At 69.4% G+C, this 20,567-nt stretch carries 19 protein-coding genes and 1 pseudogene; 10 read left to right on the forward strand and 10 right to left on the reverse strand.

Going from position 1 to position 20,567, the window contains the following annotated elements:
• The first annotated feature begins 8 nt into the window (after window positions 1–8).
• Both ACRAWB_RS02335 and ACRAWB_RS02340 read left to right on the forward strand, forming a co-directional pair.
• Window positions 9–374, forward strand: a complete 366-nt coding sequence (locus ACRAWB_RS02335; protein WP_431351878.1) for a hypothetical protein — start codon at window positions 9–11, stop codon at window positions 372–374.
• Window positions 371–706, forward strand: coding sequence for a hypothetical protein (locus ACRAWB_RS02340; protein WP_431351879.1), 336 nt, complete (start codon window positions 371–373; stop codon window positions 704–706). The genes ACRAWB_RS02335 and ACRAWB_RS02340 overlap by 4 nt, the downstream gene beginning before the upstream one ends.
• A 28-nt stretch (window positions 707–734) precedes the next feature.
• Here ACRAWB_RS02340 and ACRAWB_RS02345 read toward each other — a convergent pair whose 3' ends face one another.
• Both ACRAWB_RS02345 and ACRAWB_RS02350 read right to left on the reverse strand, forming a co-directional pair.
• Window positions 735–1,826: a DNA glycosylase AlkZ-like family protein gene (locus tag ACRAWB_RS02345; RefSeq protein WP_431351880.1), complete on the reverse strand. Its 1,092-nt coding sequence runs from the start codon at window positions 1,824–1,826 to the stop codon at window positions 735–737.
• Between the two features lie 38 nt (window positions 1,827–1,864).
• The gene (locus ACRAWB_RS02350; RefSeq protein WP_431351881.1) at window positions 1,865–2,950 is read right to left on the reverse strand and encodes a DUF998 domain-containing protein; all 1,086 of its coding nucleotides are present in this window, start codon (window positions 2,948–2,950) and stop codon (window positions 1,865–1,867) included.
• A gap of 157 nt (window positions 2,951–3,107) precedes the next feature.
• Here ACRAWB_RS02350 and ACRAWB_RS02355 point away from each other — a divergent pair, with 157 nt between their 5' ends.
• Window positions 3,108–4,946 carry a glycoside hydrolase family 15 protein gene (locus ACRAWB_RS02355; RefSeq protein WP_431351882.1) on the forward strand — a complete coding sequence of 613 codons (1,839 nt, stop codon included), beginning with the start codon at window positions 3,108–3,110 and terminating at the stop codon, window positions 4,944–4,946.
• Window positions 4,946–5,494, forward strand: coding sequence for a hypothetical protein (locus ACRAWB_RS02360; RefSeq protein WP_431351883.1), 549 nt, complete (start codon window positions 4,946–4,948; stop codon window positions 5,492–5,494). Before ACRAWB_RS02355 ends, ACRAWB_RS02360 begins: the two co-directional genes overlap by 1 nt.
• Window positions 5,495–5,513: 19 nt before the next feature.
• Here ACRAWB_RS02360 and ACRAWB_RS02365 read toward each other — a convergent pair whose 3' ends face one another.
• Entirely contained in the window at window positions 5,514–5,978 is a 465-nt protein-coding gene (locus ACRAWB_RS02365; RefSeq protein ID WP_431351884.1) for a DUF2000 domain-containing protein, read from the reverse strand.
• Between the two features lie 103 nt (window positions 5,979–6,081).
• Between ACRAWB_RS02365 and ACRAWB_RS02370 the strand changes: the two genes are divergently transcribed.
• From ACRAWB_RS02370 to ACRAWB_RS02380, 3 genes are all read left to right on the forward strand, one after another.
• On the forward strand, window positions 6,082–6,537 hold the full coding sequence (locus ACRAWB_RS02370; protein ID WP_431351885.1) for an Lrp/AsnC family transcriptional regulator: 456 nt from the start codon (window positions 6,082–6,084) through the stop codon (window positions 6,535–6,537).
• A gap of 54 nt (window positions 6,538–6,591) precedes the next feature.
• Window positions 6,592–7,446, forward strand: coding sequence for an aldo/keto reductase (locus ACRAWB_RS02375; protein WP_431351886.1), 855 nt, complete (start codon window positions 6,592–6,594; stop codon window positions 7,444–7,446).
• Window positions 7,447–7,507: 61 nt separating this feature from the next.
• On the forward strand, window positions 7,508–10,054 hold the full coding sequence (locus ACRAWB_RS02380; RefSeq protein ID WP_431351887.1) for an ATP-dependent Clp protease ATP-binding subunit: 2,547 nt from the start codon (window positions 7,508–7,510) through the stop codon (window positions 10,052–10,054).
• A 128-nt stretch (window positions 10,055–10,182) separates the two neighbouring features.
• Here the strand turns inward: ACRAWB_RS02380 and ACRAWB_RS02385 are convergent, their stop codons facing one another.
• On the reverse strand, window positions 10,183–11,274 hold the full coding sequence (locus ACRAWB_RS02385; RefSeq protein ID WP_431351888.1) for a type I restriction endonuclease: 1,092 nt from the start codon (window positions 11,272–11,274) through the stop codon (window positions 10,183–10,185).
• A 214-nt stretch (window positions 11,275–11,488) separates the two neighbouring features.
• Here ACRAWB_RS02385 and ACRAWB_RS02390 point away from each other — a divergent pair, with 214 nt between their 5' ends.
• A complete protein-coding gene (locus ACRAWB_RS02390; RefSeq protein ID WP_431351889.1) occupies window positions 11,489–13,990 on the forward strand; it encodes a penicillin-binding protein in 2,502 nt (833 codons plus the stop codon).
• A 15-nt stretch (window positions 13,991–14,005) separates the two neighbouring features.
• On the opposite strand, the gene ACRAWB_RS02395 is transcribed toward ACRAWB_RS02390, so the two are convergent.
• Together ACRAWB_RS02395 and ACRAWB_RS02400 are read right to left on the reverse strand one after the other, a co-directional pair.
• Complete coding sequence (locus ACRAWB_RS02395) at window positions 14,006–14,893, reverse strand: 3-methyladenine DNA glycosylase (protein WP_431351890.1); 888 nt, start codon at window positions 14,891–14,893, stop codon at window positions 14,006–14,008.
• Entirely contained in the window at window positions 14,890–15,498 is a 609-nt protein-coding gene (locus ACRAWB_RS02400) for a cyanamide hydratase (protein WP_431351891.1), read from the reverse strand. Before ACRAWB_RS02400 ends, ACRAWB_RS02395 begins: the two co-directional genes overlap by 4 nt.
• Window positions 15,499–15,610: 112 nt before the next feature.
• Between ACRAWB_RS02400 and ACRAWB_RS02405 the strand changes: the two genes are divergently transcribed.
• Window positions 15,611–16,402 (forward strand): hypothetical protein, encoded by a 792-nt coding sequence (locus ACRAWB_RS02405; RefSeq protein ID WP_431351892.1) that lies wholly within the window; start codon window positions 15,611–15,613, stop codon window positions 16,400–16,402.
• 46 nt (window positions 16,403–16,448) lie between these two features.
• Here ACRAWB_RS02405 and ACRAWB_RS02410 read toward each other — a convergent pair.
• Together ACRAWB_RS02410 and ACRAWB_RS02415 are read right to left on the reverse strand one after the other, a co-directional pair.
• A pseudogene (locus ACRAWB_RS02410) lies at window positions 16,449–17,479 on the reverse strand (zinc-dependent alcohol dehydrogenase family protein).
• Window positions 17,476–17,946 carry a (deoxy)nucleoside triphosphate pyrophosphohydrolase gene (locus ACRAWB_RS02415; RefSeq protein WP_431351893.1) on the reverse strand — a complete coding sequence of 157 codons (471 nt, stop codon included), beginning with the start codon at window positions 17,944–17,946 and terminating at the stop codon, window positions 17,476–17,478. Before ACRAWB_RS02415 ends, ACRAWB_RS02410 begins: the two are co-directional and overlap by 4 nt.
• 136 nt (window positions 17,947–18,082) lie before the next feature.
• Between ACRAWB_RS02415 and ACRAWB_RS02420 the strand changes: the two genes are divergently transcribed.
• Window positions 18,083–18,775 carry a DUF1345 domain-containing protein gene (locus ACRAWB_RS02420; protein WP_431351894.1) on the forward strand — a complete coding sequence of 231 codons (693 nt, stop codon included), beginning with the start codon at window positions 18,083–18,085 and terminating at the stop codon, window positions 18,773–18,775.
• Between the two features lie 9 nt (window positions 18,776–18,784).
• Here the strand turns inward: ACRAWB_RS02420 and ACRAWB_RS02425 are convergent, their stop codons facing one another.
• Both ACRAWB_RS02425 and ACRAWB_RS02430 read right to left on the reverse strand, forming a co-directional pair.
• Window positions 18,785–20,116, reverse strand: coding sequence for a glycosyltransferase (locus ACRAWB_RS02425; protein WP_431351895.1), 1,332 nt, complete (start codon window positions 20,114–20,116; stop codon window positions 18,785–18,787).
• 111 nt (window positions 20,117–20,227) lie between these two features.
• Window positions 20,228–20,527, reverse strand: a complete 300-nt coding sequence (locus tag ACRAWB_RS02430; protein ID WP_431351896.1) for a DUF1905 domain-containing protein — start codon at window positions 20,525–20,527, stop codon at window positions 20,228–20,230.
• Between the last annotated feature and the right edge of the window lie 40 nt (window positions 20,528–20,567).

A 20,567-nucleotide genomic window follows, 5' to 3' on the forward strand; every position in this document is an offset into this window, starting at 1 on the left:
GGTGCCCGGTGTCGAATCATGGTGCGCTTGACCCGGCGATGTTCGTGGAGGAGTTGTTCGGTGCGATCGACCGCGAAGTTCGCACCGGTGTCGCCGAGGTCCAGGCCTGGATCGAAGCGCAGGTTCACGGGATGGCGGTGGGGCTGCTGCACAGCATGCTCCCTCCGCTGGTCCACGCCAACAACACCGCGGTCAAGGTCAGCGAGTCCGCGGTCGTGCTGCCCGCCCACGCCGGCATCCACGCGGACGTCGGCGCGGCGGATACCAGCAACGGTGTTCTCGCCGGTGCTGTCGCCGACAAGGTGAAGCAGGGGCTCGCCGAGCTGACCAGGCGGAGCGACTATTCGAAAGGGGTGAACAGCATTCGATGGTGACCGATCGAGAGCTTCGCGAGCTCGAGGATGCGCAGGCGGAACAACGCGCGGACGCGCGCTTGCGTATCGAGGCGGCCGAGCAGTACGTCCACGACTACCGCTCTCGCATTCAGGAAGTGCAGGAACGCTTCTCCGACTTCGCTTCGCGGGAAGGCATCGGCGACGATAGTGGTTTCCGCGACGAACTCCGTCGGTCATCCGACATCGTCGACCAGAACGTCGCTTACGCCGGCCGCAAGGTCGCGGAGCTGGAAGAAGAGAACGACCAGCTGCTGCGAGACCAGACCGACGAGCGCGAGCGCTACCTCGCGCAACGCGACACAACGGACTGACTAGCCGCACCCGCGACGGCGTACGGCCTCACGGCCGCTCGACCGTGAGCCCCAGCCACGCTGCCAGCTCGTCGATCGCCGCGTCGACCTCGTCGCGAGCGGACGAGCTCAGTGGTGCGTCCTCGTGGACCGCCTCCACCCTCAGAACGCCGCGCTTGCGGTCGGCGGCGGCGTCCAGCTTTCCGACCAGCCGGTCCTCGTGCAGGATCGGCAGGGCGAAGTAGCCCCACCGGCGCTTCGCCGCGGGCTTGTACATCTCCAGCAGGTACTCGAAGCCGAAGAGGTCGTGGCTGCGCACCCGGTCGTGCACGAGCCGGTCGAACGGCGACAGCAGTGCGGCGCGCCCCTCGAACGGCAGACCGACGGCGTCGGGGTCGACCCGCCACTCGCGGTCGCTCCCGTCGACCCGGGCGGGGACGCCCGCGCCACCGACCAGCTGCGGCCGGGCGATGCCGAGCGCCCGCAGCCGCCGCTCGTCGCGCAACGGGGCCGCCTCCGCCTCGGGCACGGCCTCGATCCCGCTCGGGTAGACGCGCTCGGCGAGGTCCCACGTGCGCTGGCGCCCGACGCGGCCCGCGACCGCGACCACGCCCCGGCCCTGCAGAAGCTCCAGCATGTGGGTCACGTTGCGCTCGTGCGTCCACCCGGTCGACTGCCAGGGCACCTCGGCGGTGTCCGGGATGTCCTTCGACAGCAGGGGACCCGCGTCGCGCAGCCGCTCGATCACGTCCTGGCGGAAGCGCGCGTTGGCCTCCAGCCACGCGGTCCAGGTCCCGGCGATGGGGCCGTTCGCCATCCGGTCGAGGTTGAGGGCGAGGTCGGAGACCGGGCGGAGCATGGCGAACGGAGGCTGCACCGGGTCGTCCTGCGCCTTCCACTCGTACAGCGTCCGGTCGGTCTCGACCGCCGCTGCCAGGTCCTCCGGCCGGTACGACGCGCCCAGCCGGGTGTAGGCGATGAGGTCGGCGCTCGGCGCGATGGCCGCGGTCGGGTCGAGCTGCAGGAAGGTGAGGTGTTCGACGAGCGGCACCAGTCCCTCCGGGCGCGCCGCATCGAGCCTCTGCGCGCGCACGGCGATCCGCCGCGCCTCCTCCCGGTCGAGCACGATCTCGGATGCCATGGCCCGACGCTACCGGCTGCTGCCGACAGCGTCACCGCTCACCCGCGCGCCGCAGCCCCGCTCACGCGCAGGAAGACCGTCAGCCAGGCGAAGACGGCGACGCCGGCGATGAGCTCGGTCGCCGTGAGCACGTAATAGCCGGTGACGAAGAAGACGGCTGCCAGCACGATCACCCCGAACAGCACGTAGCCGAGCAGGAAGAACGATCGCGGCGCCTCGGGCAGTGCCCGCCGCACCCAGAAGACGAGCAGCGAGAAGGCGACGAGCATGCCGACCGCCGAGCCGTTGTGCAGGATTTGCGAGACGTTCAGCGGGAACAGCCCGACCCCGGCGAGCAGCAGACCGATCAGGATGAGGCACACGCGCACGCGCATCCGGGCCGGCCGCACGGCGGGGTCGACGCCCGTCAGGTCGGTCGCGTAGCGGGCGATCGCCGCCATCATCAGGCCGGCGACGATGAGCGTCAGGTTGAAGGTGAGCGACGACACGCTCTTCGTCATCCCGAGGGCGCTGAGGTGGTACTCCCACCAGTGCGGGTCGGGCGCGCTCAGCATGGCGGCGAGGATGCCGAACGCGGCGAACACCGCGAGCACGGTGGAGAGCCGCATCAGGTCCATCCTCGCCCCGGACAGGAAGATGACGTAGGCGCTGAAGCCGACGGCCACGCCGGCGAGGACCGTGGCCGACACCGCGTACACCGTCGCGTCCTGGAAGCCGTCGGCGAGGATGGCGCCGAGCACCAGCCAGCCGAGGACGGCGATGATGCCGTGTGCCAGCGCGATCACCACGGTGTCGAACAGGGCGGGGCCGGTCAGCGACCGGCGAGCGGCCGGCGCCTCCGACGGCCGGTCGGCTCTGCCCCCGAACGGCGTCAGCGCGTCCCGATGCCACAGGCGCGCGACCACGTATGCCGCGATACCGACCACCCCGGCCGTCAACGCCGCGAACTGCGACAGCGAGCCGGGGCCCGCGATCGGGAGCGACCGTCCCCAGAAGAACGGCAGCGACACGATCGCGCCGACGACGAGCGCGGCGGCGCCGACGACGATCGCCGCTCCCTCGAGATCCAGGGCCGCGGCCCGCGCCGCCACCCGCTCGGTGCTCCGCTGGCGCACGCCGGTCATCCCGCCACCTCCTCCGTCGGCCGCATGATGCCCCGCCGAGCGACGCCGTGGCAACAGCCGATTCTGCGCACGAGTCGTGGCTTCCCGCGGTGGCGACGGCGGCGTTAGCATGCGCGCGAACCGGTCGCCGGGGGAGCACGGGTCGGAGAGGGCGGACATGGCTGCGCAAGCGCGGGACGACGGAGGCTTTCCGGACATCGACCAGCACGGCATGATCGGCGACCTGCAGACGGTCGCGCTCGTCTCCACCGAGGGCACGATCGACTGGTTCTGCGCGCCGCGCTTCGACTCGCCGTCGATCTTCGCCTCGCTGCTCGACCGCGAGAAGGGCGGCTACTTCCGCATCCACGCGCTCGGCGAGGGGATGCGCGTCAAGCAGATGTACTTCCCGCAGACGGCGATCCTGATCACCCGATTCATGTCGGACGACGGCGTCGGCGAGGTGATCGACTTCATGCCGGTCGCCGACGAGCCCACCGTCGCGACGACGAACCGTACGATCGTGCGCGGGATCCGCGTCGTCCGGGGCGAGCTGAGCTTCCGGGTCCAGTGCCGTCCACGTTTCGACTACGGCCGCCGCCCGCACACGGCGTCCGCCTTCGAGACCGGGGTCCGTTTCGACGCCGAGGGGATGAGCGCAGAGCTGCACGGGATCTCCGCCGACGCGATCGTCGACGGCGATGTGGACACCACCCTGACGTTCTCGGACGGCAAGCTCCACATCATCGCCTTCGAGACGGAGCCGGACGCCGACGCCCGGAAGATCGGCCGGGGGCGCGGGCAGCGGCTGTTCCGCGAGACCGCGGCCTTCTGGCGCGAGTGGCTGTCGCGCGGCACCTACACCGGCCGCTGGCGCGAGTCGGTGGAGCGCTCCGCCATGGTGCTCAAGCTGCTGCAGTATGCGCCGAGCGGCGCTCTGGTCGCCGCCCCCACCGCCGCGCTGCCCGAGCAGCTGGGCGGCGTGCGCAACTGGGACTACCGCTACACCTGGGTGCGCGATGCCTCCTTCAGCGTCTACGCCCTCCTGTCGCTCGGCTACGCCGAAGAGGCCCTGTCGTTCATGCTCTGGCTGAGCGACCGCGTGGCCGAACAGGCGGGCGACGAGTCCGGACCGCTCAAGATCATGTACCGGATCGACGGCTCCTCCGACCTCGTGGAGCTCGACCTCGACCACTTCGAGGGTTACGCCGGATCGCGGCCGGTGCACGTCGGGAACGGCGCCGCCGACCAGCTCCAGCTCGACATCTACGGCGAGGCGATGCAGTCGCTGGCGGTCGGCGACAAGCTGCGTCCGATCGGCAACCCCGGGTGGACGAAGCTCCGCGGCATCATGGAATGGCTCGCCGACAACTGGGACCAGCCCGACGAAGGCGTCTGGGAGACCCGCGGCGGGCGGAAGGACTTCACCTACGGCCGCATCATGTGCTGGGTGGCGTTCGACCGCGCGATCCGGATCGCCCGCGACCGCGGTCTCCCGGCGCCGCTCGACCGCTGGGAGGCTGAGCGCGACGCCATCTACGAGCAGGTGTTCACGAAGTGCTGGAACCCGGAGCGCAAGGCGTTCACGCAGTACCCCGGCACGGACGTGGTGGACGCGATCACACTCCTCATGCCGAGGGTCGGGATGATCGCGCCGCGCGATCCCATGTGGCTGTCGACCCTCGACGCCATCACCGAGGAGCTGGTGACCGACAGCCTCGTGTACCGCTACAACCCGGCCGCGTCGCCTGATGGGCTGCCCGGCGAGGAGGGCACCTTCTCGCTCTGCTCCTTCTTCTATGTGATGGCGCTCACCGACGCGGGGAAGCTGGAGGAGGCGCAGTACGCGTTCGAGAAGATGCTGACCTACGGCAACCACGTCGGCCTCTACGCGGAGGAGATCGACCCGTCGGGGCTGCAGCTCGGGAACTTCCCCCAGGCGTTCACGCATCTCGCGCTGATCCAGGCCGCGAGCGAGTTGGATGCCGCGCTCGAGGCCCGAGCAGCCCGCCGCTGATGGACCTCAACGAACCGGGCCCCCGCACCTCGGGGGACCGCGGCGCCCTCCATCGCGGGATCTGGCGGCACTGGGGGACGCCGGCCGCGATCTACGGGACGATCGTGTACGCGAGCGTCGTGGCCGCCGCCTCCGGAGTCGAAGACGACCAGGCCTCCGCCGTGCGCCTGCTCGTCCTCAGCGTGGTCAGCATCGTCGTGTTCTGGCTGGCGCACGTCTACTCCACCGCGCTCGGGTTCCAGGGCGACGAGCAGCACGCCGCCGATCGCCTTCGCGACTCCCTGCGGCATGCGCTCGCCGAATCGGGAGGGATGCTGGAGGCGGCGATCGTGCCCAGCATCCCGCTGCTCCTGGCCGCCCTCGGCGTGCTGCCGCCGGACTTCGGCGTGGCGCTGTCGCTGTGGTTCTCCGTGCTGATGCTGGCGCTGCTCGGGTTCTCCATCTTCCTGTTGCGCGGCCGATCGATCATGGTGTGCCTGCTCGGCGCGGTGGTCACCGGCTCGTTCGGCGTCGTCGTCATCCTGCTCAAGAGCGCCCTGCAGCACTGAGCGCCCGCAGCGCTGAGGCTCACAGCAGTGGCAGCCGCCCCACGATCTTGTCGACCCGGTTGCGCGGTCCCACGACGCTGACCGCGTAGTACGGCAGGTCGGCCGAGGCCGCGCCCGCGACCGTCTGCAGGTACTCGTCGTACACGCGGGTGAGCTGGGCGGCGGCCGGCATGTCGGCGACGAACACGTCCTCCGCCGTCTGCGCCTTCTCGCGGATGCCGTTCAGCTGCTCGGCGGAGGCGCGCAGCACCGAGACGCCCGCCCAGGGCAGCCCGGGATGCACGCCGCCCTCCACATCCACCGCGTCGGGACCGAGGAGGCCGGGGACGCGAGTCGCCGTCGCGGCGGCGGTGCAGATGGCCGCGTTGGCGGCGATGCCGGCGGGCAGCGACTCCCCGACGATCACCACCCACTTGAGCCGCGCGGCCCGGGTGGGCGCTCCGGTGTCGATCTCCTCGGGCAGAAAGCCCACGGTGGCGTGCATGCGTCGTCCTCTCGTTCGGTGTTGTGCGGGAGAATCTACAGAGAACGCGGGATGCTCGCTGGCTGTCCGAATTTCGTTCGACCAAAGCGATATCCTGCCCGGCATGGACGAATTAGATCGGGCGATCCTGCGCGAACTCCAGTCGGATGCGCGGCGCAGCAACCGCGACATCGCGGCGGCCGTCGGCGTCTCGCCGAGCACCGCGCTGGAGCGCACCCGGGCGCTGCGCAGGCGAGGGATCATCCGCGGCGCGACCCTCGACGTCGATCTCTCCGCGATCGGCCGGCCCGTGCAGGCGCTCATCGCGGTGCGCATCCGGCCGCCGTCTCGTCCCGTGATCGAAGGCTTCCGGGACTGGGTGGCGTCGCTGCCCGAAACCCTTGGAGTGTTCGTCACGAGCGGCAACGAGGACTTCATCGTCCACGTCGCGGTCGCCGACAACGAGAGCCTGTACGCGTTCGTCATCGACCGGCTGACGCAGCGCCGCGAGATCGCCGACGTCCGCACCTCGGTCGTCTACGAGCACCTGCGTAACGGAGCGCCGCAGCCGCTGGACTGACCGCCGGGCGGGTCTACGATGTGGCGCACCGCATCCTTCTGAAGGGAACCCCGCATGCCTGCTCTGACCGACACCTTCACGCTCTCCAACGGCGTCGCCATCCCCAAGATCGGGTTCGGCACCTGGCAGATCCCGGACGGGAACGAGACCTACGACTCGGTCCGCACCGCCCTCGATGTCGGGTACCGCCACATCGACACGGCCCGCGCGTACGGCAACGAGGCGAGCGTCGGTCGCGCGGTGCGCGACAGCGGCATCGCCCGCGAGGACATCTTCATCACCACGAAATGCCCTGCCGAGGTGAAGGATGCGGACGGCGCCCGCCACGCGTTCCAGCGCTCCACCGAACTGCTGGACCTCGGCCCGATCGATCTCTACCTCATCCACGCGCCGTGGCCGTGGAACGCGATCGGCAGCGACCACCGCGCGGGCAACATCGAGGTCTGGAAGGTGTTCGAGGAGGTCTACGAGCAGGGTCTCACCCGCGCGATCGGCGTCAGCAACTTCGAGGTGGCCGACCTGGAGTCGCTGGTCGACGCGACCGAGGTCGTGCCGCACGCCAACCAGATCCGCTGGTTCGTGGGCAACACCCAGCCCGAGACGACGGCGTGGTCGAAGGAGCACGACATTCTGGTGGAGGGCTACTCGCCGCTCGCCACCGGCCGCCTGCTCGACAACGAGGAGATCGCCGCGATCGCCCAGAAGTACGGCAAGTCGGTCGCCCAGGTGAGCATCCGCTACCTGCTGCAGAAGGACATCCTGCCGCTGCCGAAGTCGACCACCCCCGAGCGCATCCGCGAGAACGCCGACGTCGACTTCGAGCTGTCGCCGGAGGATGTGGCCGCCCTCGACGCGCTCGACGCGGGGAGTAGCCGCCCCGGAGTGGAGTTCTCAGCACGCCGGGAATAACCTCCCCCTCTTGCGTTGAACTTGAGTGCACAAGGCTCAACTTTCAGAAACAGGAGAACACGTGCCTGAGAACTTCACTCCCGACGGTGACGGCGCCAACTCGTTCGACGAGTTCCTTGCCCGTTACCTCGCGGGCGAGCGTGCGCGCAACGGACGCTCGATCGACATCAGCCGCTTCCTCAGCCGGCGCACCCAGGAGATCCTGGCGGAGGCCGGACGCTTCGCGCTGGAGCACGGCCACAGCGAGCTCGACGCTCTGCACGTGCTGCGCGTCATGGCCGAGCAGGAGCCGGCCGCGGACGCCATGCGCCGCATCGGCGTCGACCCGTCGCGGGTCGCGCAGGCCGCCGAGTCGCGCCTTCCCGCGTCCGGCGACGTCATCCGCGCCGACGGCGCCTCCATCACCGGTGCGCTGCAGCGTGCGCTGTTCCACGCGTACCAGGTGGCGCAGGCCTCCGGCTCGACCTACATCGACCCCGAGCACGTCTTCTTCGCGCTCGTCATCGGCCGTGACGCCCCCGCGGGCCGCGTCCTGCAGGCCGCAGGCGTGACCCCGGAGGCGCTGACCGAGTCGATGCAGGAGAGCACGACCGTGGGCGCCGGCCGGCCCGGCGACCCGGCCGCGGAGGGCAGCGCCTCCGAGACCCCCATGCTCGACCAGTTCGGCACCGACCTGACCGCGCTCGCGCGCGACGGCAAGCTGGACCCGGTCATCGGCCGCCTCGACGAGATCGAGCAGACGGTCGAAATCCTCTCCCGCCGCACCAAGAACAACCCGGTGCTGGTCGGCGAGGCGGGCGTCGGCAAGACCGCGATCGTGGAGGGCCTGGCCCGCGCGATCGTGGCCGGCGACGTGCCCGAGCAGTTGCAGGACAAGAAGGTCGTTTCGCTCGACCTCGCGGGGATGGTCGCAGGGACCCGGTACCGCGGCGACTTCGAAGAGCGGCTCACCAACCTCATGGACGAGATCAGCGCCGGCAAGGACGAGCTGATCGTGTTCATCGACGAGCTGCACACCGTTGTAGGCGCCGGAGGGTCCGGCGAGTCCGGCGGCATGGACGCCGGCAACATCCTCAAGCCGCGCCTTGCCCGCGGCGACCTGCACCTGGTCGGCGCGACCACGCTCAAGGAGTACCGCCGCATCGAGAAGGACCCGGCGCTGGAGCGCCGCTTCCAGCCGGTGACCGTCGGCGAGCCCTCGATCGAGGACGCCGTCCTCATCCTGGACGGCCTCCGCGCCGCCTACGAGGAGCACCACGGCGTGCGCTACACCGAGGACGCGATCCGCGCCGCGGTGGAGCTTTCCGACCGCTACGTCTCCGACCGGTTCCTGCCGGACAAGGCCATCGACCTGATCGACCAGGCCGGCGCCCGCCTGCGCCTGTCGCTCGGCAAGCGCGTGGACACGTCCGCCCTCATGGAGCGCCTGGCCACACTGGAGTCCGAGAAGAACTCCGCCGTCGCCGCCGAGCACTACGAGGAGGCGTCGCGCCTGCGCGACGAGATCGAGGACGTGCAGCGTCAGCTGGATGCCCTCGCCTCGGCCCCGCGCGTTGAGGCGGTCGTCGGCGAGCCGGAGATCGCGGCCATCGTGTCGCGGGCGACCGGCATCCCGGTGTCCCGCGTCGGCGAGGCCGACCGTGAGCGCCTGGCGCGCCTCGAGTCGGAGCTGCACGAGCGTGTGGTCGGCCAGGACGACGCGGTCGTCGCGGTCGCGAAGGCGGTCCGACGCAACCGCACCGGCCTCGGCGACGAGCGCCGCCCGGTCGGCAGCTTCCTCTTCCTTGGTCCGACGGGTGTCGGCAAGACCGAGCTGGCGAAGTCGCTCGCGTCGTCGCTGTTCGGCGACGAAAAGGCGATGCTGCGGTTCGACATGAGCGAGTTCGGCGAGCGCCACACGGTCGCCCGACTGGTCGGCGCCCCTCCCGGGTATGTCGGCTACGACGAGGCCGGCCAGCTGACCGAGCGTGTCCGCCGCAACCCGTACTCGGTGGTGCTGTTCGACGAGATCGAGAAGGCGCACCCGGACGTGTTCAACCTGCTGCTGCAGGTGCTCGACGACGGCCGCCTGACCGACGGCCAGGGCCGCACGGTCGACTTCCGCAACACGGTGGTCATCATGACCTCGAACCTCGGTTCGGAGTTCCTGGCCTCCCGCAGCGGCGCGCTCGGCTTCGTCCCGGCGGGCTCGGACGGCTTCGCTTCGGAGAAGGACATCCGCGACCGCGTGATGGGCAAGCTCCGTGAGGCGATGCGTCCCGAGTTCCTGAACCGCATCGACGAGATCGTGCTGTTCCGGAAGCTCGACACCGAGCAGCTGCGCGACATCGTCCGCCTGCTGGTGAACGCGACCGCGAACCGCCTGGCCGCCCGCGAGATCGCCTTCGAGGCGACGGACGCGGCGATCGCCTGGATCGCGGAGGCCGGCTACGAGCCCGAGTACGGCGCCCGCCCGCTCCGCCGCGTCATCCAGCGCGAGGTCGACGACCGCATCGCCGAGCTGATGGTCTCGGGCGAGCTGGAGGAGGGCGGCCGCGTGCTCGTGGACGCCGCCGACGGCGAGCTGCGTGTCACCGCGGCGTCGGTGTCGCTGCCGCTCGCGGCGTAACCCACCGCACCCCGAAGGCGCCGGTCCTGTTCGCAGGGCCGGCGCCTTCGTCGCGTCTACTGGTCCCAACACGCCGTTATGGCGGCGCCGATAACGGCGTGTTGCGACCAGTAGAGGGCTGACCGAGGTCAGGCGTAGCGGCGGACCGCTTCGCGGATGTCGTCAGCGAAGCGGTAGATCTCATCCAGCGATGCGATCTCGTGACGGGTCTCGTTCTTGTCGGCGTCGAACAAGCCCAGATACTTCTTCGACTTGCCGTTGAAGTGGAGGCGGGCGACCGGCTTGCGGTTGTTGTCGTCGATGAGAACAGCGAAGTAGGACTTGGAATCGCGCTGGGCGACGCGCTGCGGCTTCACCTCGCTGCACGCGATGGCTTTAACGATCTGGTAACCCTCGAGCTCTTCGAGGGTGGTCTCGATCTCCGTGTCGCGGTTGAGGTCGTCATCTGCGGCCGGCTGGCTGCTGACCGCTTCGCCGGGAGCGGCCTCGACCGTCGCGTAACTCGATCCGCCAAGTGCCGACTTCAGGCGATCGTTGGCCTGATCGTTCAGGAACTGCTTGGTGGCCTTGGCGACGAGGGGAGCGAACTGCTCGCGGATGCGCTGCGTGATCGCGCCGTCGTAGACGCGGCTGATGAAGAAGCGCGTCCATTCGTCTTCCGGCTCGCGGAACTGCGACGCCAGCACTCGCTTGATCTGTCCGATGTACTTCAACTCGCCGGCGGCGTTGATGACCGATTCGAGATCGAACGACTCTTTTGTCAGCTTCCGAAGCTCCGGGATCAGCGTCTCGTCGATATCGAGGAGGTCGAGGACGAGGAACGGTTTGTCGTCCATCCGGTTGGGCGCGTCCAAGTCCGTATAGAACTGGTATACCTGTCCATTCGTGAGAACCGCAACGCGCGCATTGGTCACCGCGAAGTAGCGGTAGAGCTGCGACGCGTTCTCTATGGTCAGCGCCTCGGTCGACTTCTTGGTCTCGATCAGCATCTGGACTTCGCCGTCCCGCACGATCGCGTAGTCGATCTTCTCGCCCTTCTTGATGCCCACGTCGGCCGTGAACTCGGGCACCACCTCCAGCGGATCGAACACGTCGTAGCCGAGCACATTCGATATGAACGGCATGACGAACGCGTTCTTCGTCGCTTCTTCGGTGTGGATGGCCTCGCGCTGGTTCGAGACCTTCTGTGCCATGGCGGCGAGTACTTCTGCAAACTCCAATTAATGCTCCCCGATCGAGTGTCAGTCAGACAGTATCGAAGACAGACCGGTCGGTATGGTTCGTTCGGGCGTTCGCACCTCTATTGGGGACACGAAGCGGAAACCAATGTGCGGTTTCCGAACTGCTTCGTCATGTACGCATCCTGAACATCTCCAAACCCACATACACGCAACCCCCTGGAGTCGCCCAGATTCTCCTGGTTTGTTGGAGGGGATGTCTGCACCCGACCGACCCCTGCCCTCTCGGCTCGCCGCGCTCGACGAGCGGCTGGAGCCTGTCAAGCGTTTCGAGTTCACGCCCGCCCGCACCCGTGGCGGGCAGATCGCCCAGTTCCTGGGGCTCGCCCTCGTCGCGGCCGTGCTCAGCTCCATCTTCGTGCTGCCCGCGTTCGTCGGGCTCGGTGCGACCGCCGCGGCCGGGGCCAGCGACTTCAATGCCCTGCCGTCGAACCTGAACATCCAGCAGTTCGCCCAGAACTCGACCGTCTTCGCCAAGCAGGGCGGTCAGGATGTGCCGATCGCCACGTTCTTCGCGCAGAACCGACAGGACGTCGCGTGGGAGCAGATCGCGCAGACCATGAAGGACGCGACCATCTCGGCCGAGGACCCGCGTTTCTACTCGGAGGGCGCTGTCGACATCTGGGGCACCCTCCGCGGCGCCGTCTCCACCGTCGCCGGCGGCGATGTGCAGGGCGGCTCGTCGATCACGCAGCAGTACGTGAAGAACGTCGAGGTCGAGAAGTGCGAGGCACTGACCAGCCAGAAGAAGATCGAGGCCTGCTACACCGATGCCGCGGGCGTGACCCTGCAGCGCAAGGTGCAGGAGATGCGCTACGCGGTCCAGGTCGAGAAGAACTACTCCAAGAAGGAGATCCTGACCGGCTACCTGAACGTCGTCGGCTTCGGCGGCCAGGTCTACGGCGTGCAGGCCGCGGCGCAGTACTACTTCAACACGACGGCGGCGAAGCTCGACCTGGCGCAGGCGGCGACGCTCGCGGCCATCCTGAACAACCCGGCGAACCTCCGCATCGACCAGCCGGATAACAAGGACAACGGCAAGGCCAACGGTTACAAGCTCACCAAGGAGCGCCGCGACTACGTGCTCGACCGCATGTACATCACGCACACGATCACGAAGCAGCAGCGCGACCAGGCCAAGGCCACGCCCATCACGCCCACGATCACCCCGACGACCCAGGGATGCGCCGGCGCGCAGCAGTTCAACGCCGCGTTCTTCTGCGACTACGTGCGGGATGTCATCCTCACCGACCCGGCGTACGGCAAGACGGCGGACGAGCGGTTCCAGACCCTCAACCGCGGCGGCCTCAAGATCTACACGACGCTGAACCTCGACCTGCAGCAGGTGGCGCAGGCGTCGCTGAACAACTACATCCCCGCCTCCCGGCCGGACATCGACCTCGGCGCATCGAACGTCGCCATGGAGTTGGGGACGGGACGCATCGTGACGATGGTGCAGAACCGCGCCTTCAACAACACGGACACGCCCATCGACGGGACGACCGCGGTGAACTACAACACCGACGAGGACTACGGCGGGTCGCAGGGCTTCCAGACCGGGTCGACGTTCAAGGCGTTCGACCTGGCGGCCTGGCTCGAGTCGGGGCACAGCCTCTACGAGACGGTCAACGCCTCGCAGCACACGTTTCCGACCTCCGACTTCACGAACACCTGCGCGAACATCGACGGTCCGGACTGGCACGTCACCAACGACGAGGGATCGGCGAGCCGACTCTCGGTGATGTCGGCGACGGCCGAGTCGGTCAACACCGCGTTCGCCCAGATGGGCACCAAGACGGACCTCTGCGCGATCCTGAATGCCGCGAAGTCGCTGGGAGTGCATCCCGCCTCCAAGAGCAACCCGCTGATCTCGACACCGTCGATGATCCTCGGCACGAACTACATCTCCCCGCTCACCATGGCGACCGCGTACGCCGGCATCGCGAACAACGGCACGGTTTGCACGCCGGTCGCGATCGACCGCGTCGTGAACGCGGACGGCACCGACCACGCGGTCAGCAAGACGACGTGCACGCAGGGGCTGAAGCCCGACATTGCGGCGGGGGTCACGTACGCGCTGCAGGGCGTCATGCGGGGAGGCGGCACGGCGGCGAGCGCGAACCCCTATGACGACATCCCGATCATGGGCAAGACCGGCACGACCGATGACTCGCTCGAGAACTGGCTGATCACCTCCACGACCAAGGTCGCGACGGCGACGTGGGTGGGCAACGTCTCGGGCGACACCCCGCTGCGCTCGCTGTACTTCAACGGTGTCGGCGGCGGCAATGTGAAGTTCCGGATCGCCAAGCCGATCCTGACGGCGCTGAACGCGCTGTACGGCGGCACCGACTTCACCGAGCCGACGGACGCCGTGCTCTACGGCAGCGAGATCACGATGCCGGATGTGACGGGCAAGGCGCCGGATGTGGCGCAGAAGCTCCTCGAGGGCCTGGGGCTCGATGTCACCGTCGACCCGACGCCGGTCGACAGCGACCAGCCTGCGGGCACGGTCGCGGCGAGCGACCCGGCGGCGGGCGCGACGCTCAGCGACGGGGAGTCGGTGACCCTGACGGTCAGCAACGGCACGGCGGGCGGATCGTCGGGCCCGGGCAACGGGACCGCTGTGCCGACACCCGCGCCGACGCCGAGTCCGACGAAGAGCGACGGCAAGGGCAAGGGCGGCGGCAACGGCTGACCGGCCGGGCCGGGGTCAGGCGGCGGCCGCCTCCGCGCCGAGCCAGGCGTCGAGGATGCGCGCCCGCAGCGCATTCGACCGCTCGGCGAAGGCGCGCTGCCGCCGCACGTACTCGGCCTTGCCGTCCGGCGTCTCGATCGCGACCGGCTCGGCGCCCCACGGCCGCATGTCGTACGGCGAGGCCTGCATGTCGAGCAGCCGGATGTCGCGGGCGAGCTCGAACGCATCCAGCAGCACCTCGCCGGGCACCAGCGGGCCGAGCTTCATCGCCCACTTGTAGACGTCCATCCCGGCGTGCAGGCAGCCGGGCTGCTCCAGCTCGGGCTGCGTCTCCCGGGTCGGGGCGTACCGGTTGAGCGGCACGGCGTCCGATGTGAAGAAGCGGAACGCGTCGATGTGGGTGCACCGCAGCTCGTGCGACTCGACCACCGCATCGGTCGCTATCTGCCCGAGCCGCAGCGGCACGGGATGCCGGTGCTCGTCCTGCCGGTAGACCATCGCCCACTCGTGCAGGCCGAAGCAGCCGAACCGGCCGGGACGCGCGGCGGTGGACCGCAGGATGCGCTCGACCGTGCGCAGCATCGGCGCCTTCTCGCGCTCCATCCCGTCGCGGTCGACGGTCAGTGAGCCGGGCGTGCTGCCCGGCGTGTACCAGCGCCAGGACGCGCGCGGGTCGGCCGTCGCGTCGGCGAGCTCGACCCCGGGCCCCGGATGCCAACGGCGCAACTGCGCGGGGGAGTACGAGTAGTAGATGAACAGGAAGTCCCACACCGGGTGCTTCTCGCCGCGCGCGGCCCGGGCGCGATGGTCCGCGGTCAGCGCGTCCGCGCGTTCGGCGTGCGCGCGCTCGCGGTCGCGCCAGCTGTCCGCGGGCAGAAGCACGGAGTCGAGGGCGGCGGTCACCCTTCGAGGATACGTTCCAGCGGGTTGTCGCGGAGCTTGCGCTGCACGCCGCCGTCCACCAGCCGCCGGGCGGAGGTGTCCGGCTTGCGCTCGGCCTGGTCGGCCACGCACGCGCCGAACTCGGCGGCGAGCTCCAACCGCGGGTACGCCGTCAGCACTTCGCGCTGGAACTCGACCGGAAGGACGTCGGCGCGGGCGCCCGAGATGTCGAGCGCGGTGGCGATCTCGAGCAGGTGGCCCTCCACATCCATCGCCGGGTCGACCTCGGGCCAGTTGTGCCGCACGATCACCTCGTGCGCGCGGACGCGGCGCTCGGCCGGCCACCCCGCCCCGGCGGTCAGGGCGATGGCGACGTGCCCGGCGGCGTCCTCGTAGGCGAGGGTGGCGTTGTCGAACTCGGGCGTGATGCCGAGGTCGTGCAGCAGCGCCGAGACGTAGAGGAGTTCGTGGTCGGGCGCGAACCCGCCGTGCGCGGCGAAGGCCTCCGCCCACAGCCACGACCGCTGCACGTGGTTCAGCAGCGACGGCGTGTGGTAGGTCGTCGCGATCTGGACGGCGGCGCGGGCGGCGGCCGTGTCCGGGCGAGGAAAGTCGGCGATGCGCATCCCTTCATTCTGCCCGATGGTCTGGGGCGTCATGATTCCCCGTCGAGCTCGTCTTCATTGATGTACGGACTTTCCGTACCGGCGGCTCACGAGCGGAACGGCAGGAATCAGCATGGATCAGGTAGGCACGACGACCCGAGGTCCACGTTGGCGACGCCTGTCGTTGTGGCTGGCGATCGGTGTCCTCGTGGCGGCAGCGCTACTCGGGTCGGTCTTCATCATCCTGGGCGATCAGGCGGAGATCGCCGGACGCGCGTGGCTGACACTGCTGATCGCAGCGGCATTCGCGGGCACTGTTGTGCTCGACGCCGGGTTGGCCAACGGCCCTCACCGGTGGTATCTGCCGGTGTCGACGGGGGTCAATGCGATCCTCGTCCTCGTCGGACTGCTGAAGACGTGGGGTGGTCTCTTCCAGCCGGAGGACTCCGCGAACGCCGTCGTCTGGTCCACGCAGTTCTTTCGGTTCTTCTGGATCATCGTTCTGGTCCGCGCGGCGCTGCTCGTCACTCAGACGTACGGGCGTCGGTTCGTAGCCAATGCGACATCGCAGGCCACGAAGGTCTTCGCCTCCCTGGCGGTCGCCTTCGTCTGGGCGATCGCCGTCCTGCTCGCCCTGCCGCCGACGCTGCCCGAACTCGAATGGCCTGATGTGTGGTGGCGTCTCGTGGGCGCGGCGACACTCGTGACGGCAGTACTGTTTCTCATCCCGGTCATTGTGTTCGCGTTCGAGCCGAAGACCTCGGCGAACCCGGTGACCTACGGTGCCGGCGCGGTGGATGCACCGCAGCTGATCGTTGCAGAACCGCCGTCGAGTCCCGAAGGTCAGGAGTGGGCTCCTCCGATCCCCGAGAGGCCGTCCGCGGGAGCGCTCTCCACCGAATCCCCACCCGAGTCCGCACCCTGACGGCCAGACCTTGAAGCATGTCCGGATCTTGAGGAGCCGATCCGGGTCAGCCCGCGGGGTGCAGCACCGCGATGCCCGTCGGCGGCGCCGTGTCCGCCGTCTCCAGCAGCCGCGCGGCCTCCTCGAAGCCGACCGTGCGGCCGAGGAGGTCCTGCGGGCGGAGGCGTCCGGAGGCGACCAGGGCCAGCATCTCGGGGTAGTCGGCCGCGGCCATCCCGTGGCTGCCGAGCACGTCGAGCTCCCAGCCGATGACGCGGTCGAGCGGGAGGTCGGGGACCGCGGTCGCGAGCAGGCCGACCTGCACGTGGCGGCCCTGGCGGCGCAGCGAGCGGACGGACGCGGCCGCCGTCTCGGCCGACCCCACCGCGTCGATGCTCGCGTGCGCGCCGCCACCGGTCGCGTCCACCACGGCGTCCGCGGCGTCCGGGCCGGCGAGGACGGTACGCTCGGCGCCCAGCCGCGTCGCGAGTTCCAGCGCAGCGGGGAGCGGTCGACGGCCACCACCCGCGCGCCCAGCGCTTCTGCGATCATGACCGCGCTCAATCCCACGCCGCCGGCTCCGTAGACCGCGAGCCACTGCCCGGGCTGGATGCGCGCCCGCGCCGTCACCGCGCGGAACGCCGTCGCGAACCGGCAGCCGAGGGCGGCGGCCGCATCCGCCTCCAAGCCGGTCGGCAGGCGGACGAGGTTGGTGTCCGCGGCCCGCACGGCGACGACCTCGGCGTGCGAACCCCAGTGCGTGAACCCGGGCTGCGTCTGCTGCGGACACACCTGCGCCGCCCCCGCGCGGCACCACTCGCACTCGCCGCAGCCGTTCACGAAGGGCGCGGTGACGCGGTCGCCGGGGCGCCAGCGGGTCACGCCGGCGCCGACCGCCTCCACGACCCCGGCGAACTCGTGACCGGGAACGTGCGGGAGCGCCACGGTGTCGTCGTGTCCGACCCACGCGTGCCAGTCGCTGCGGCACAGACCCGACGCTCCGACGCGGATGACGGCGCCGCCGTCGGGCACCGAGGGGTCGGGGAGGTCGGCGACCGTCACCGGTCCGCCGAACCGCTCGTAGTACAGGGCCTTCACGTGTCCTCCTCGTCGTCGCCCGCCGAACGGCGCCGGACGCTCGTTTCGTCGCCTCCAGCACGCGCCAGGCGGCCCTCGGTCAGTATCCTCACCACCGGCAGATCGGCCTCAGCCCAGTCCAGTTCCGCCAGCTCGGCCGGACCCACCCACCGCAGCTCGTCGTGGTCGGTGCTGCTGACCGGGACGGTGCCGTCAAGCCGGCAGTCGTAGCAGGCGAGGTCGATCGCCCGGCCGTCGTGCCTCACCGTCACCGTGCGGTCGAGCAGGCCGCCGACCCGGATGCCGGCGCCCAACTCCTCGCCGATCTCCCGCGCGAGCGCCGCCTCCGGAGCCTCGCCGGCCTCGACCTTGCCGCCCGGGAACTCCCACCGCCCCGCGGCGTCCCTGCCCGGCGCGCGCCGGCAGGCGAGAACGCGGCCGCCGTCGTCGGACCGGATGACGGCGGCGACGACGAGGAGGGGCTGCATCCCTCCATCCTGCCCTGTGGCATTGATCGTCGGAGAACACCGTCCGAATCTCCGACGGAAGGCGGTGCGGCGGGAGATTCGGACGGATCACGCCCGAATCTCCGACATTGGCGGCACGAGCCCCTAGCATCCAGGTATGTCGCAGAGCGCGCCCGCACGGCGCCCGATGGTCGTGGTGGGGTTCGTCGCGAGCCTGCTCGCCCAGCTGGCGATGATCGCGGTGGGGCTGTGGCTGGTCGTCTTCGCGGAGGACGACGTGGTCACCGCGCTTCTGCTGCTCGGCCTGTGGTGCTCGATCGGGACGGTCTACCTGATCGTGACGCTGATCGTGCTCGGTCGGCTCGCGAAGGCCGTGGCGCCGCCCGCCGGCCGTCCGGCGCGCTGGGAGACGGGCCGCGGCGCGCGGGTGGTGTCGATGACGGCGACCATCCTCGCGAGCCTGATCGGGCTGGGCGCGGCCATCCAGGTGCTCGGTCCCCGCAACGATCCGGAGATCGGCTCGTTCACCGACGTCGTCGGGGTCTGGTCCATGCTGCTGGCCTGGGGGTTCCTGCACTGGGGCTTCTCGCAGATCTACTACCAGCGGTACTACAGCGCGCCGACGCCGATGCTGCGCTTCCCGCATCCCGCCGACCAGCCCCCGACCGACCCGCGCTTCGTGGACTTCGTGTACTTCGCCTTCACCCTCGGCACGACGTTCGCCGCCTCCGACGTGGAGGTACTGAGCACGCGCCTGCGCTGGACGGTCGTGTGGCACTCGGTGCTGAGCTTCTTCTTCAACGGGCTCATCATCGTGCTCGCGCTGAACACGATCACCGGCAGCAGGTGACGGCCGGGGCTATCGCGCGCCCAGACGTTCGGGCTCCACTCGGTGCTCCTCCGGCAGGACGACCTCCACGCTTCGTCGCGTGCCCCACCGTCCGCGTCGTAACGTCACCAGCGCGTAGGCCCGAAGCCACAGGAGGTAGAACACGTGGAGGAGCCCGTATGCCGGCGCCAGAAGGAAACCGCCCACGCGCTCGGAGCGAGAACGAGTCGTCCCCTCCATGTCCAGGTACCGGATCGACCGTGCGTAGGAGAGGAGCACGATACAGAGCAGATACAGCACGAAGGGTGAGCTGCCGTAGACGATCGGCGCGACGAGCACCGCGTAGGCCATGCCCAGCGAGAGCGCGACCCAACTGACCAGCTCGACCGCCGTCAGCCAGAATGCGGCCTCCGTCGGGCGGATCGACCCGAGCACCCAGAGGGATTCACGGAAGAATGACTTGTTCCACCGGATCTGCTGCCGGGTGTAATGGCTGAACCGTTCGGGCACCGCCGTATACGCGATGGCCGACGGCTGGAGGAGGGCGTCCCCTTCGAGCAGTCCGTAGTTCGTCTGCCTCCGGTCGTCGCCGAAGACGGCGGGAATGCCGAGGAACGTCTGCGTGAGGAAGTCCTCCCGTCGTGCGCGCATGATCGCCGTGCGATACACCGCCAGCGAGCCGCACGCGCAGAGCACCGACCGCAGACTCGAATAGGCGGCGCGTTCGTAGAGGAAGGCATTGCCGGAGCGAAGATCGGTGAGACGCGTCAAGAGATTCTTGTGGTAGTTGATGGCGAGCACGAGACCGGTGACGACCGTGACCTGCGACTGCACGAAGGGGATGATCGCCTGTTCCACCGCCTTCTCGTCGAGAACGGTGTCCGAGTCCACGCAGAGCATCAGGTTCGTCTGCGCCTGCCGCTCGACGCACTCCATGAGGCCTTCGCGCTTTCCCCGGTTCGTGTCGAACTCCACGACCTCGAGACGGATGCCGCGCTCGGCGAAGGACGGGATCCACCCCCGGGCTTCCTCGATGGATGTCGGATCATGCGATCCATCGTCCACGACGACGACGCTCTGCACGGCGCGGGTCTGCACCAGCAACGAGGCCAGGCACGCACGCAGCATGTGGGGATCCTCGTTGTACATCGGGATGGCCACACCGACGCGCAGCCGGTCGAGCTGCGCCTGCTCCTCCGGCGCGCGGACGACCTTCGGCCGGTGCACCCACGACAGGAGCAGTTTCGACGCGCACAGGACGGTCACGACGATCCCGTACCAACCGGGGCCGCCCGCGCAGCACCACAGGATCGCGAAGCCCACTGACGCGAGGACGAACACCGCGCAGGCGACAGCCCTCACGAGTTCGATTCCTTGCTGATGAGCACCGACGCTGCTGTCGAGATGTCCAACCACACATCTACTACGACGGGACGACGTGCGATTCCTTACGCGCGTCGGCACATTTTCGGACTACAGCAGGGGCTCGACCCCGATCCTGACCCGGTCGCCCAACTCGACGCCCTCGGCCTTGCGGACCGCGCTCTTGATCGGCACCACGTAGCTGCCGTCCTCCTGCGGGAAGATGGACGTCGACCAGCGAGAGCCGCCCAAGGTCACCGACACCTTCACCGAGTCGAACCCGGCGGGTGGATGCGGCTGGAGGCGGATATCTTCCGACACCTCCAGCGGCAGCCGGGCGAACACCCAGAGCTCCCGCCGGGACGCCCAGCGGAACAGCTCTGCCTCGAACTCGTAGCGGTAGCCGGCCATATCCGCCAAGCTACCGGAAGCGACCGACATCGGCGCGGTC

The sequence above is a fragment of the Leifsonia poae genome (assembly GCF_050632865.1).
Classification (GTDB): domain Bacteria; phylum Actinomycetota; class Actinomycetes; order Actinomycetales; family Microbacteriaceae; genus Leifsonia; species Leifsonia poae_B.

What these genes read in the sequence shown, in the direction of transcription:
- ACRAWB_RS02345 (WP_431351880.1), bottom strand. Translation starts at nt 1,826, where the DNA reads ATGGCATCCGAGATCGTGCTCGACCGGGAGGAGGCGCGGCGGATCGCC.
- ACRAWB_RS02350 (WP_431351881.1), bottom strand. Translation starts at nt 2,950, where the DNA reads ATGACCGGCGTGCGCCAGCGGAGCACCGAGCGGGTGGCGGCGCGGGCC.
- ACRAWB_RS02355 (WP_431351882.1), top strand. Translation starts at nt 3,108, where the DNA reads ATGGCTGCGCAAGCGCGGGACGACGGAGGCTTTCCGGACATCGACCAG.
- ACRAWB_RS02360 (WP_431351883.1), top strand. Translation starts at nt 4,946, where the DNA reads ATGGACCTCAACGAACCGGGCCCCCGCACCTCGGGGGACCGCGGCGCC.
- ACRAWB_RS02365 (WP_431351884.1), bottom strand. Translation starts at nt 5,978, where the DNA reads ATGCACGCCACCGTGGGCTTTCTGCCCGAGGAGATCGACACCGGAGCG.
- ACRAWB_RS02370 (WP_431351885.1), top strand. Translation starts at nt 6,082, where the DNA reads ATGGACGAATTAGATCGGGCGATCCTGCGCGAACTCCAGTCGGATGCG.
- ACRAWB_RS02375 (WP_431351886.1), top strand. Translation starts at nt 6,592, where the DNA reads ATGCCTGCTCTGACCGACACCTTCACGCTCTCCAACGGCGTCGCCATC.
- ACRAWB_RS02390 (WP_431351889.1), top strand. Translation starts at nt 11,489, where the DNA reads ATGTCTGCACCCGACCGACCCCTGCCCTCTCGGCTCGCCGCGCTCGAC.
- ACRAWB_RS02400 (WP_431351891.1), bottom strand. Translation starts at nt 15,498, where the DNA reads ATGCGCATCGCCGACTTTCCTCGCCCGGACACGGCCGCCGCCCGCGCC.
- ACRAWB_RS02405 (WP_431351892.1), top strand. Translation starts at nt 15,611, where the DNA reads ATGGATCAGGTAGGCACGACGACCCGAGGTCCACGTTGGCGACGCCTG.
- ACRAWB_RS02415 (WP_431351893.1), bottom strand. Translation starts at nt 17,946, where the DNA reads ATGCAGCCCCTCCTCGTCGTCGCCGCCGTCATCCGGTCCGACGACGGC.
- ACRAWB_RS02420 (WP_431351894.1), top strand. Translation starts at nt 18,083, where the DNA reads ATGTCGCAGAGCGCGCCCGCACGGCGCCCGATGGTCGTGGTGGGGTTC.
- ACRAWB_RS02430 (WP_431351896.1), bottom strand. Translation starts at nt 20,527, where the DNA reads ATGGCCGGCTACCGCTACGAGTTCGAGGCAGAGCTGTTCCGCTGGGCG.